The organism is Lacinutrix mariniflava (genome assembly GCF_001418015.1).
Lineage (GTDB): Bacteria > Bacteroidota > Bacteroidia > Flavobacteriales > Flavobacteriaceae > Lacinutrix > Lacinutrix mariniflava.
On the sequence record NZ_LIQG01000015.1, the window covers coordinates 26211 to 39236 of the forward strand.

A 13026-nucleotide genomic window follows, 5' to 3' on the forward strand; every position below is an offset into this window, starting at 1 on the left:
ACGAAAAGAATGGAAGATAATTTCAAAATGGTGGCCAAAACCTTATTTGGTTTTGAAGAAATATTAGCAAAAGAGTTAACGCAACTTGGTGCTATGGAGGTAAAACAAGGTGTTAGAAATGTTAGTTTCTCTGGAGATAAAGGTTTTATGTATAAAGCTAATTTAGGCTTGAGAACTGCAATAAAAATTTTAAAGCCTATTAATACGTTTCGTATTAACAACGAAAAAGATTTATATACCAATATCTATAAAATGGATTGGAGTCAACATATGAAATCTTCTGGAACATTAGCAGTAAGCGCTACTGTTAATTCTACTGTTTTTACGCACTCTCTGTATATAGCACAAAAAACAAAAGATGCGATTGTAGATAAATTTAGAGATGAAACTGGAGAGAGACCAAATGTAGATTTGCGTTTTCCAGACTTAAAAATTAATGTACATATCGATCGTACAGTTTGTACCATTTCTTTAGATACGTCTGGAGAATCATTGCACAAACGTGGTTATAAAACAGCAACAAATATTGCTCCAATAAACGAAGTTTTAGCAGCTGGATTAATTATGCTTTCTGGTTGGGATGGACAGTCAGACTTTATGGATCCAATGTGTGGTAGTGGAACTATTTTAGCAGAAGCGGCAATGATAGCATGTAATATTCCTCCAAATTTAATGCGTAAAGAATTTGCATTCGAGCGTTGGGCGGATTGGGATGTTGATTTATTTGAGAAAATTGAAGAATCTCTACTAAAAAAGGCGAGAGATTTCCATCATAAAATAATTGGTTACGATAAATCTCCAAGTGCTGTTACAAAGGCAAAAGACAATATTAAAAATGCACATTTAGACGAGTTTATATCTATTCAACATGAAGATTTCTTTAAAACTCGAAGAGGAGGAGAAGGGAAGTTACACATTGTTTTTAATCCACCTTATGGTGAGCGTTTAGATATTGAAATGGAGAGCTTTTATAGGGAGATAGGAGATACTTTAAAACAAGGCTATCCAAATACAGACGCTTGGTTTATTACCTCTAATTTAGAAGCAATAAAACATGTTGGATTAAGGCCTTCTCGTAAAATAAAATTAATGAATGCAAAGCTTGAATCTCGTTTACTTAAGTACGTTATGTACGCTGGAAGTAAGAAAGGTAAGTATATGGATAATGATTAACCGATTGTGAGAAAGGATTTAAAAACAAATTTAAAAGCTATAATGCGTTTAACTCTAATTATGAGTTTTCCATTATTGGTAATCTTAATTTTAGGTTTGTTTTTAATTCCAGACACTAATCTTTATTTTAGAGAGTTAGGAGCTGTTTTTTTATTAACAGCTATATTTGTTGGTGTTATTTTACTTTTTAAGGGTATTAAATTGAAGAAAATATTACTATTTTTCTGTCAGTTTATACTCTCCTTTTTGGTGGCTTTTAAGCTTTTTTTTATTATACTTTTGATGCGAAACCATCAGCTTCGGCTATTTTTGTAATTTTTGAAACAAATGCAACTGAAGCTTCAGAATTCTTTTCAAGTTATTTCAATATCTCAATTATTTCAATACTAATTTTAAGCTTTCTAGGCTTATTTTTACTTTTAGTTGCATTGGTTAAGAAGTCCGAAATATTTCAATTTTTATATTTAAAAAAAGAACCAGTATTATTTAAATTAGTAATTACTCTATTAATTTTAAGCTGTGGTTTTATGCTTAAACGCTCGTTTAGTGAACAGAGTATAATACTAACATTATCCCATTCCATTCAAGAATATAGTACAGCAAAAGACTACTATAAAGAACATTTAGCAAAGCAAGAAAACGATGCTATAAAGATAGTTTCTAAGAGTGAAGAGCCTCAAATAGGTGTTGTAATTATTGGAGAATCAACTTCAAGGTGGCACATGCAATTGTATAATTATAATAGAGAAACAAATCCGATACTTTCAAAAATGAAGGAAGAGTTTTATCTTTTTGATGATGTAATTGCACCAGATGTTATGACGATTAGATCGCTTGAAAAAGCACTAACACTTTCTAATTATGAGCATCCTAAAGTTGATAAGAACTTTTCAATTGTGCAATTGGCAAATGCAGCAGACTTCGATACGTTTTGGATTTCTAACCAACAACCTGTTGGTTTTACAGAAAGTACACCAACAATTATTGCTACAGCAGCTAAACACAAACAATTTTTAGCAACAGATAGTTATTTCTACAATATACATGACGAGTCTTTGATTCCAGAAGTAAAAAAGGCACTAAAAACTAAAAGCAATCGTAAACTTATATTTGTGCATTTAATTGGAACTCATAGAATATATGCTAAGCGTTATCCAAAACGATTTAATTATTTCGAAGGAGTAAATGAGCGTACGCAATACAAAACAGAGTATTCTAAAGCAAAAGTAAATGAATATGACAATGCTGTTAGGTACAATGATTTTGTTTTAAGTGAAATAATAAAAATGGTAAAAACTGAAAATAAAAATAGTTTTGTGGTCTATTTTTCAGATCATGGAGACGATGTTTTTGATACGCAAGACTTTGTAGGACATCATAATAATAAAGGATCTAAGCCAATGTATGATGTACCTTTTTTAGCTTGGTTTTCTAATGATTATCTAAAATCTAATAAGAAAATTGATACATTAGATAGCTACAAAAGTAGAAAATATAACACAGAAGATTTTATTTATAGCTTTTCTGATATTATTAATGTAGAATTTGAAGGGTTCGATGCTACAAGAAGCCTCTTTAATTTAAATTTCGAAGAACGAAAAAGAATAATAAAAAATAATTTAGATTACGATACTTGGGAGTAAAGCATAACATAACTAAAATATTAAAGTTTGGTGGAATCTATTTTCTTCCAATGGCAGTTTTATTAGTGTTAGGCTTTTTTTTTGTTTCAAATTCTATTGAGTATCTTAAGGAGCTAATAGCTTTCTTCTTTTTTATAGCAGCCTTATTTTCAATAGTTTTATTGTTTTCAAATAATAAAATAAGAAAAATTTTAACAATTCTTTTTCTCTTGATTTTATTGGTTTTACTTGTAATTAAATTAAGCTTCTATAGTCATTATGGAACAAAAGTTAGCGCATCAGCTTTATTTGTGATTTTTGAAACGAACGGATTAGAAGCTTCAGAATTTTTGACAAACTATATTAATTTAACTGTAGTAGGAATAATGTGTGTTTGCATTATTGTATTAGGTTTAGCCATTTATTTTTTGAATAAACCTAATTATATTAATTTTGAATCCAACCTTAGGCTAAAGCTATTTAGTCTTTTAATACTATTTTTATCATTAGGAATAATTCATTTTAAATTTTCTTCTGAAAATATTATTATTTCAAGTGTAAAATCCTTTTCTGATTATAAGATTACGAAATCTAATTTAAAAAAGAATTTAGCACAACCATTAAGCAATAATATTAAGGTGAAAGCTACTTCTAAAGAGGAAAAAACATATGTAGTCGTTATTGGAGAATCGACATCTAAATGGCATATGCAATTATACGGCTATGGAAGAGAAACAAATCCAAAACTTAGTGCTATAAAGGACGAACTTGTTATTTTTGATAGTATTATTACACCAAATGTGCATACATTAAGAGCGTTAGAAAAAATACTTACACTTTCAGATTTTCATTTTCCAAATAGAGAAAACAACGCGTCATTAGTACAAATGGCGAATGCTGCCGGATTTGAAACCTTTTGGATATCTAACCAAAAACCAGTCGGAATTTATGAAAGCATTCCTACTATTATTAGTAGTGCGGCTAAGCATAAAACGTATGCCAATACAAAAGAGTCAGGTTACGCTGTTTATGATGAAATTCTATTGCCTTATTTAAAAGAAGCTTTAGATAGTAAAGCTAAACAAAAACTGATTTTTATTCATTTGATAGGAACACATGCTATATATAATAAGCGCTATCCTGAAACTTTTGATTTTTTTAAAGATGAAACTAATACAGATTTTAAGCATTCTAAATCTAAGAGAACAATTAATGAATACGATAATGCCATACGTTATAATGATTTTGTATTAAGAGAAATTATTGAACAGGTACGGATTAAAAATGAAAATAGTTATGTCGTTTATTTTTCAGATCATGGAGATGAAGTGTATGATACTTTTGACTTTGTAGGACATAATGAGTACCATGGAACAAGACCTATGTACGAGATTCCCTTTATAGCGTGGTTTTCTAATAAGTATAAAGCAAATAACTTAGAATTGTTCAATTTTAAAAAAATAACTAAAAGACCATATGTTTTAGAAGATTTTATCCATAGTTTTTCTGAAATTAGTAATATAACCTTCGATAGATTTGATGCTAAAAAGAGTATATTTAATCAGGGTTTTAATAAGAAATTAAGGTTAGTAAAGAAAGGTGAAGATTATGACAAAAGGTAGAAAAAAAATAATTTTTGCAGTTATTTGTGTTTTTGTTTTAGGTTATTTATATAGGTTTAGTCCTAAACGTATTGAGTTTTTAGGACATTACGATAAAGTCTTTGCACATCGTGTTAATAGTCTTGAAAAACAAGAACAAGCGTTACGTTATTTTGAAGGTATTGAGTTGGACTTAGATTATTTAAAGGACAAAGATGTATTAGATGTTAACCATTCTCCTGCACAAAGTATTGGTTTAACTTTTGAAAGCTATTTATCTAAAATAGATATAAATCATTTTCCATTTTTATGGTTAGACATAAAAAGATTAGATACAACTAATGAAGTTGAAATATTATTGAAATTAAATAAACTCTTTGAGTCTAGAAATTATCCGAAAAATAAAATTTTAATTGAAACACGACATCCTGAAGCTTTGCCAAAGTTTACTGCAGCTGGTTATAAAACAAGTTATTACTTAAAACCGAAACTGCATCAAAAGAAAGGAAAAGAGTTAGAAGATGAGATTAACTTTATAAAATCAGTTTTATTATTACAGCCCAATATTGGAATTTCATCGAGCTATGAAGACTATTCTTTAATGAAGGATTATTTTCCAAATAAGGAAAAATATATTTGGATAATTACATCTCCATATAGATTTAAATATAGTGAAGTGCAATCTATTTTAGAAGATGAAAAAGTAGGAATTGTGCTTTCAAAGTTCCGAGCTCTTTCCGGAGAGCGTTAATACTTTTTACAATTCTAATGTTATGCCTTAACTAATTTTTTTTATAAAAAGAAGGATAATAGTAAGTTACTAATTATTTAATACAATTACTCAACTACAGTTTCAACGGCTTTTTTGTCTTTTTTAAATATTGGTATAAAATAAGACACGGTGTAGCCATAACCAACACCAAAATTACCACTATCGTAAGTTTTATTAAAACCAGGAATATATAGGTTTTCAAAGTTATCTGGACTTTTGTCAGAAATTGTACCTTTTAATTGTGCATTTATACCAATAAAAAGGTTAGTGTAAACTTCGGCTTTGATACCAAGAATTAATTCGACCCAAGTTGCCGATAGTCCACTAAATTTTAGGCTTTCAGTATCTGTTAATTGTGGTTGCCAAAATTGATTTTGAGTATAGGCGGTATAGCTGTTTCTAGTTTGAGAGAACGTTCCAAAGCCAGTTCTAAAACCACTATAAATCATATTGCTCATGCCCAACCAATTGGTATACATATTATAATCTACACCAACTTTAAGGTAACTACCATTTGCGCTAGTACTCAAAAAATCTGTAGTTGTGGTTTTTTCTTCTGTACCTAATTCTGCAGCTATATATAATTTTTTGGTTAATCTAAAATCACCATTTATTTCAAAACCAGAGTATTCATCGTCAAGTGCAGTACGAATAAGTTTACTTATATCTGCACCTATTCTAAGTCCATACTTTTGACTGTATTCTATGGAATCTATCGAGTCTAAAGAAACTTTAGTTTCTTCTTCTTGTGCACTAACAAATAGGCAACAAAATAGTAAAAAGCAACTAGTGACGTATTGTATAGTGTATCTCATCTTCATTTATTACAGATTGGTTATCATTTTCTGGTGCCGCAAATAGCATCCAATTATCAGAGGTAGTTTCAGGTGTTATAGTTAATAAAACGTTTTCAAAAATAATTTTATAGCCACATGCTCTAGAAACATATACTTCTTTAGTTTCGTAAGTTATTGTTATTACATCTGGATTACCTGTAATTACACCGTCGGTATCAACATAATCTCTGTATACTTTATACTTTGTTTCAAGAGCATCAGTTTTTAAAGGTAAAATCATTTGAACTTCAGATGTACTACTGTGATCTCCAAGAACATGTGTAGAGTCAACAAAATCTTCAATACGCAATCCTGTAACACTTTTAGTATTATCTATTAATGTGAAATCTCTAAATTCTACAATCAAACTAGGTGTTGTAGGTGTGTCTTCTGGGCAAATATCATCTTTCTCACAGCTAAAAGCTATGCAAACAAAGAGTAGAAGTAAGGTTGCTGTTTTTTTCATTGCATTATTTTTAATTCATTTCCAGGTTTAAACTGACGTTATTTCAGTAAAGATGAAAAGTTTTAACGTTTTTCCAACAACACAATATTCTCTACATGATGCGTTTGCGGAAACATATCTACAGCCTGTGTTTTCGTCACTTTATAAACCGCATCCATCAATTCTAAGTCTCTAGCTTGCGTTGCGCTATTGCAACTTACATAAACTACTTTCTCTGGTGCAACGTTTAATATTTGTTTAACAACATCTTTATGCATACCATCTCTTGGTGGATCTGTAATAATAACATCTGGTTGTCCATGTGTATTAATAAATTCCTCGTTAAAAACATTTTTCATGTCTCCAACATAAAATTCAACATTATCAATACCATTAAATTTTGCATTTTCTTTTGCTGCAGTAATAGCATCTGGTACAGATTCTACTCCAACAACTTTTTTAGCTTGTTTGGCAACAAACTGTGCTATGGTTCCAGTTCCTGTATATAGATCGTAAACGAGTTCGTCTCCTTTTAAGTCTGCAAACTCACGAGTTAACTTGTACAATTCGTAAGCCTGTGCAGAGTTTGTTTGGTAGAAAGATTTTGCATTAATTTTAAATTTCAAGCCTTCCATTTCTTCAAAAATGTGGTCTTCTCCTTTATAGCAAATTACATCTTGATCGTAAATAGTATCATTGGCTTTTTCGTTAACAACGTATTGTAAAGAGGTTATCTCTGGAAAAGTCTCGGCTACATGATTTAATAACAACTCACGTTTTTCCTTGTCCTCTTTAAAAAACTGAACCAATACCATAATATCTCCAGTTGAAGAAGTACGCAACATTAAAGTACGTAGCAATCCAGTCTGGTTTCTAGTATTAAAAAACTCAAGACCATTTTTTATAGCAAATTCCTTAATGGTATTTCTAATTGCATTAGAAGGATCTGCTTGTAAATGACATTTTTTTACATCTAATATTTTATCCCACATGCCAGGAATATGAAAACCTAAAGCATTTCTATCTCCTAAATCTTCGTCACTCTGTATTTCTTCAAGTGTTAACCATCGGCTATCGCTAAAAGAGAATTCCATTTTATTTCTATAGAAATACTGTTCCGCAGCTGCTTTAATAGGCGTTATTTCAGGTAACTCTATATGCCCAATTCTAATTAAATTATTAGTTACTTCTTTTTGTTTGTAAAATAACTGGTGCTCGTAAGCCATATCTTGCCATTTACAACCTCCACAAACACCATAATGTTCGCAAGCAGCTTCTGTTCTTTTATCACTTAATATATGAAAAACAGTTGCCTTACCTTCATAATAAGCTTTACGTTTTTTAAACGTTTGTACATCTACAACATCTCCAGGTACTGCATTAGGTAGAAAAATTACTTTTCCATCTGGTGCTTTTGCTACCGATTTTCCTTTTGCTGCAGTATCAAAAACTTCAACTTCTGTAAAAACTTGCTTTCTTTTATTCTTTCTTGCCATAGATGCAAAAGTACTTTGTTTTTTAGTAGTAAAAAACACTTCTCAAAAATTTTAATTGACAACAATTATTTAGTAATTTGCGCGCCTTAGGGATGATTTCTTTCCCACGCTGAATTTTCTCCCGATAGTTGTCGGGATTAAGAAAGGATAAAGGTAGATAAGGAATGGATATTTTATTCATTAATTAAACACATTTAAAATGGCAGGTTTACAACAATTAACGTCGCAAGAAGCGATGGATTTAGAGAACAAGTATGGAGCGCATAATTACCATCCGCTTCCAGTAGTATTAAGTAGAGGAGAAGGCGTTCATGTTTGGGATGTAGAAGGAAAACAATATTACGATTTCCTTTCGGCTTACTCTGCAGTAAACCAAGGACATTGTCACCCGAAAATTGTCGAGGCAATGACAAATCAAGCTAAAACTCTAACCTTAACATCTCGTGCTTTCTACAACGATATGCTAGGTAAATTTGAAAAATACGCTACAGAAACTTTTAAATTCGATAAGCTATTACCAATGAATACTGGTGCAGAAGCTGTAGAAACAGCTTTAAAACTATGTAGAAAATGGGCTTACGAAGTAAAAGGAATCGATGAAAATGAAGCTGAAATAATTGTATGTGAAAACAACTTCCACGGAAGAACAACTACAATTATATCTTTTTCTAATGATCCTGTTGCTAGAAAAAACTTTGGTCCTTATACTAAAGGATTTATTAAAATAGAATACAATAACCTTAAAGCTTTAGAAGAAGCACTTTCTGGTAATAAAAATATTGCTGGATTTTTAGTTGAGCCTATTCAAGGTGAAGCTGGTGTTTATGTACCAAGCGAAGGTTATTTATCGCAAGCAAAAGCTTTATGCGAAAAATATAACGTTTTATTTATTGCCGACGAAGTACAAACCGGAATTGCGAGAACAGGTCGTTTACTAGCAACTTGTGGAAATTGTACATGTACAGATAAGCATTGTTCTGGAACACCTGAAGTTAAAGCAGATATTCTTATTTTAGGTAAAGCTTTATCTGGAGGTGCATATCCTGTATCTGCTGTTTTAGCTAACAATGAAATAATGGATGTTATTAAGCCAGGAAATCATGGTAGTACATTTGGAGGTAATCCAGTCGCAGCTGCTATTGGTATGGCTGCATTAGAAGTTATTAAAGATGAAAACCTTGCAGAAAACGCTCAAGTTTTAGGAGAGTTATTCAGATCTGAGTTAAGCAAATTTATAGAAACTTCAAACATTGTAAACGGTGTAAGAGGTAAAGGGTTATTAAATGCTATTTTAATTAACGATACAGAAGATAGCGAAACAGCTTGGAATATTTGTATGGCTTTGAGAGATAATGGCTTATTAGCAAAACCTACACATGGAAACATTATTCGTTTTGCTCCACCTTTAGTAATAACAAAAGAACAATTATTGGATTGTGTGTCTATTATTACAAAGACATTGAATCAATTTGAGAATTAGAATTACTCAATACAGTTAACGAATTAGGACTAACTAATAGAATAGAAAAAGCCTTTCAAAAAATTACTTTGAAAGGCTTTTTTATTTTAATAATGTTCTTAATTACTCTACGCTAGTCTGTGCTTCTTGCATTTCTGTTAGCATTTCTATATAGTTTTCTTTAAGTTCATCTAATTGACCTGTAGAAGCTAAATATATATACGCACCAGCCGTGATTACTCCTAAAACTAATCCGATAATAGCAATGATTTTAGCAGTTTTAACCTGTCCATAATTAGTGTAGTTCTCTGGGTTATCAAGGTATTTCTTTTCATCTTTTTTAGCTAAAAATAAAGCAATACCAGATAATACGATGCCTCCAAATCCACTTGTACAGCAGCAACCGATAAATGATGTTATTCCTAAAATAATACTTATTAATGCATTTGGTAGTTTTTGTTGTTCCATTATTGTTGATTTATTTAAATTAATTTTTTCGCTATAAAACTAATAATAATAATTAAAACGGAAGCTATGGCAAGTCCATTAATAATTTTATTAATATGCTTAAATTTATAAAAAAATGAGATTACTATTATAAGTGCTAAAGGAATAAGACTATAAATAGCAGGATACATTTTGAAAGCAGCTACAAATTCTCCATGATATAAAAAAGAAAGGCTACGCTGTAAACCACAGCCCATGCACTCAAAACCAAATAGTCTTTTGTTTAGGCATGGTAACATGTATTGTTCTTGTAATAACATAGTGGCAAATGTAAAGATTATCCATAAAAAAAGCTGCTATTTTATTAGCAGCTTAATTATTAATTTAAATGTGCTATTATTTATTAGCTATAATAATCTTTTTACTCATTGTGTTGTTGTTTTCTAGAGTTATGGTCGCAACATAAACACCATCACTTAAGTTTCTAGTAGAAAACTCGTGTCTAGTAGTATTACTTAAATTCGTTTTTTTGAAAATTTGCTTTCCAGAAATATCTATTAAAGAAACAGATTTTACTGTTAAAGATTCTGGGTTAGCTAAAACTAATTGAGATATGGTGTTGTTTTGGAATACGGTAAAACCTGAATCTAAAAACTCATCTGTAGAAAGTGTTTCGGTACTTTCAGTAAAAGTAATTTCAAAACGATCGGTATAGGTTCCTGTAGCTAAATTTGTATTAAAATCTAATACCGTTAAATCGTAATAAATATTTGTTGTTTTATCATGTAAATAAATAGATTCATCGTTAAAATTCTGTACATCATAAATTCTTACTCGTAATGACATATCTGCATCAATTTTAACAACTAACGGTATTGTTAAATCTATATCATAAGCATGTGCTTGTGTAACATAAGCCATATCAGTCGCATCAATAAAATAAGCATCTCTATCGTTTGGAGAACTGTTATTAGACTCTAAACCGAAATCAAATCCATCTGTAGCAGAAGGTGTGAAATTATGCAGTAATTGTCTTGTAACGGCATTATTAAAATCTACATTTAATCTAAAACGTCTTACCTCGTCACTTGGAGGTAAAATTTGAAGACCCTCATTATTATATTGAATTTCATTTAAAGTATTTGTTGAGTCTTCATTAGTAGAATCAGCAGTCGTATTGCTTGTTCTAAAAAACTCACTAGAACCTAAAGATTCTTTTTGAAAAGAGCGGTGTTCATTTTTAAAGGTTACGGTTCCTGTTGTACCAATTGCTCCTTCTATCATAAAACCTTGCCCAATTGGTAGATAACGAGATATAGTTTTAGAGCTAACATTTGGTAATGTTGGAGCTCCGGTTGCAGGAAAACCATCAATACTGAGTGTTTGAAACATGGTAGGAGTATAACTTTCTATTAAGCCATCGCTTGAAATTGTAAAACTAGCATAACCTCCAACATAACTAGTAAGATTATGCGAGTTTACTGTAGGATCTTGTTCCCAAAATAAAAGAGTTCCAGACATGTCTGACGAATTATCTGTATCGTGAATAAACGCACGAGCATCTATTGCAGAAGGATAAGGGTTACCAACTAAAGTAAACTGTTCTGCCAAAACATCAACATTTATATCTCCGGTATTTGGTTTGCCAGCAAAATCATAACGTTGACTTGTAGAGCCTGTTGATCCTTTCATGGTAAAACCATATCCAGGTTCTAATGAAGAACCAGCTCCTAAGAAATCCCACTCACTATAAGCCACTCCTGGATTAAAGGCATAAAGCCAATGTTTCGAAATTGTTAAAGAAGGAACAGATGCGCCATCATAACTATTTCCTATTAAAGCGGGAGTATTAGTCGTTAAAGAAGCAACATCATTTAATATAGCGCCACCAGTAGCAATAAAATTTCTATTCGTATTATTATCTGCCGAAATCTCTCCAACAGGCGATGCCCAATAATTGTAAGCGTAATTATTAACAGTTCCTTCTTGGTAAACACTTAACTTTCCTAGTCCCGAATTTCCCGTAGGTCCATCGCCTTGCAGAAGTTGTCCTTCGTCTCTAAGATACATGCGCGCATCATCACCTGTGCCTCCTGCTTCGAGTTTTATGTCATCTTCAACGTAAACATACGTGCCTTTTACGTACATAAAGGAGTTGTTTTTTACAGACAATTGCGCAAAGGAATACGTGCAGATTAGTAATAAAATAAGTGTGCTAGAATAGGTTTTCATAATGAATTTATTTTAGGATAATAAATCAAAGATTTGGGATCTTTTTACAAATATAATTAAATATATTTAGTAAGAGCTTGATTTTCACGGTATTTTACAAGCGTTTCGTCGTATTTAATTATTATCATTCAGTTATTCTCTATCGAAAACATTTATATTAGCATTTTATTAAAATAATGAAACACAAAAACACAATAAGTTACTTACTTATTATAATAGGCGGAAGCATTGCTATTTATGCTAATGCAAACGAAAACCAGAGTATTTTGCTTTTGGTTCTAGGTATTTTTACATTGATGTCTGGCTTGTTTATGCTTAATACGTCATTATCAAGCAAGCCACCAAAGAAGGAATATGAAATTAATGATGAAGAAGAATGAGTTTTAAAATTGGTGATTACGTATATGTTTTAGATGAAGCACTTTCTGGTAAAGTTGTTAAAATAGTTAATTCTGAAATTACAATTGAAGACCAAGATGGCTTCGAACTGTCTTTTAATGCTAACGAAATTGTAAAAAAAGAAGGTGATAGTCTCCGAAAAAGTGCTTTTAGTAGTAAAAGTATAAATCAGGTGCTTTCAGAAAAAGAATCGAATAAAAAAAGAACAATTTCTAGAGTAAAGCCTAAAGAGCGGTTTCAACCAACTATGGAAGTCGATCTGCACCTTCATCATTTGGTGAAATCTGACAGACACATGAGTAGTCATGATAAAAAGTTAGTTCAGCTTGACACCGCAAAACATAAGTTGGAATTCGCCATGCAAAAGAAAATACAAAAAATTGTATTCATTCATGGTGTTGGTGAAGGCACACTAAAAATGGAGTTAGAGTACCTATTTAAGCGTTATAATAATGTAAAGTATTATGACGCCGATTATAAAAAATACGGTCAAGGAGCAACAGAGGTTTATATTTATCAAAATATTAACCCACATGATTAAGTT

General features: G+C 31.0%; 13 protein-coding genes. 7 read left to right on the forward strand and 6 right to left on the reverse strand.

Annotated elements, in window-relative coordinates; genetic code table 11:
* Nucleotides 1–9 precede the first annotated feature (9 nt).
* The 4 genes from ASC44_RS00245 to ASC44_RS00260 all read left to right on the forward strand — a co-directional run bounded on the left by ASC44_RS00245 (nucleotide 10) and on the right by ASC44_RS00260 (nucleotide 5147).
* Nucleotides 10–1173, forward strand: a complete 1164-nt coding sequence (locus ASC44_RS00245) for a THUMP domain-containing class I SAM-dependent RNA methyltransferase (protein ID WP_055445620.1) — start codon at nucleotides 10–12, stop codon at nucleotides 1171–1173.
* 527 nt (nucleotides 1174–1700) lie between these two features.
* A complete protein-coding gene (locus tag ASC44_RS00250; RefSeq protein WP_152973236.1) occupies nucleotides 1701–2816 on the forward strand; it encodes a phosphoethanolamine transferase in 1116 nt (371 codons plus the stop codon).
* 50 nt (nucleotides 2817–2866) lie between these two features.
* Nucleotides 2867–4417 carry a sulfatase-like hydrolase/transferase gene (locus ASC44_RS00255; RefSeq protein ID WP_152973237.1) on the forward strand — a complete coding sequence of 517 codons (1551 nt, stop codon included), beginning with the start codon at nucleotides 2867–2869 and terminating at the stop codon, nucleotides 4415–4417.
* Nucleotides 4404–5147, forward strand: a complete 744-nt coding sequence (locus ASC44_RS00260) for a hypothetical protein (protein WP_055445623.1) — start codon at nucleotides 4404–4406, stop codon at nucleotides 5145–5147. The genes ASC44_RS00255 and ASC44_RS00260 overlap by 14 nt, the downstream gene beginning before the upstream one ends.
* An 86-nt stretch (nucleotides 5148–5233) precedes the next feature.
* On the opposite strand, the gene ASC44_RS00265 is transcribed toward ASC44_RS00260, so the two are convergent.
* From ASC44_RS00265 to rlmD, 3 genes are all read right to left on the reverse strand, one after another.
* On the reverse strand, nucleotides 5234–5983 hold the full coding sequence (locus ASC44_RS00265; RefSeq protein ID WP_338035180.1) for a DUF6048 family protein: 750 nt from the start codon (nucleotides 5981–5983) through the stop codon (nucleotides 5234–5236).
* Nucleotides 5955–6470 carry a DUF6452 family protein gene (locus ASC44_RS00270; protein ID WP_055445625.1) on the reverse strand — a complete coding sequence of 172 codons (516 nt, stop codon included), beginning with the start codon at nucleotides 6468–6470 and terminating at the stop codon, nucleotides 5955–5957. Before ASC44_RS00270 ends, ASC44_RS00265 begins: the two co-directional genes overlap by 29 nt.
* Before the next feature lie 62 nt (nucleotides 6471–6532).
* Nucleotides 6533–7945: a 23S rRNA (uracil(1939)-C(5))-methyltransferase RlmD gene (rlmD, locus tag ASC44_RS00275; protein WP_055445792.1), complete on the reverse strand. Its 1413-nt coding sequence runs from the start codon at nucleotides 7943–7945 to the stop codon at nucleotides 6533–6535.
* A gap of 199 nt (nucleotides 7946–8144) precedes the next feature.
* Between rlmD and rocD the strand changes: the two genes are divergently transcribed.
* Complete coding sequence (gene rocD / locus ASC44_RS00280) at nucleotides 8145–9425, forward strand: ornithine--oxo-acid transaminase (protein WP_055445626.1); 1281 nt, start codon at nucleotides 8145–8147, stop codon at nucleotides 9423–9425.
* 102 nt (nucleotides 9426–9527) lie between these two features.
* Here the strand turns inward: rocD and ASC44_RS00285 are convergent, their stop codons facing one another.
* From ASC44_RS00285 to ASC44_RS00295, 3 genes are all read right to left on the reverse strand, one after another.
* Entirely contained in the window at nucleotides 9528–9872 is a 345-nt protein-coding gene (locus ASC44_RS00285; RefSeq protein ID WP_055445627.1) for a CCC motif membrane protein, read from the reverse strand.
* Nucleotides 9873–9886: 14 nt separating this feature from the next.
* Complete coding sequence (locus ASC44_RS00290; protein WP_055445628.1) at nucleotides 9887–10171, reverse strand: DUF2752 domain-containing protein; 285 nt, start codon at nucleotides 10169–10171, stop codon at nucleotides 9887–9889.
* A gap of 76 nt (nucleotides 10172–10247) precedes the next feature.
* Nucleotides 10248–12083, reverse strand: coding sequence for a T9SS type A sorting domain-containing protein (locus ASC44_RS00295; RefSeq protein ID WP_083476204.1), 1836 nt, complete (start codon nucleotides 12081–12083; stop codon nucleotides 10248–10250).
* 176 nt (nucleotides 12084–12259) lie between these two features.
* Here ASC44_RS00295 and ASC44_RS00300 point away from each other — a divergent pair, with 176 nt between their 5' ends.
* Nucleotides 12260–12463, forward strand: coding sequence for a hypothetical protein (locus tag ASC44_RS00300; protein ID WP_055445630.1), 204 nt, complete (start codon nucleotides 12260–12262; stop codon nucleotides 12461–12463).
* Nucleotides 12460–13023 carry a Smr/MutS family protein gene (locus tag ASC44_RS00305; protein ID WP_055445631.1) on the forward strand — a complete coding sequence of 188 codons (564 nt, stop codon included), beginning with the start codon at nucleotides 12460–12462 and terminating at the stop codon, nucleotides 13021–13023. Before ASC44_RS00300 ends, ASC44_RS00305 begins: the two co-directional genes overlap by 4 nt.
* The last annotated feature ends 3 nt before the right edge of the window (nucleotides 13024–13026 follow it).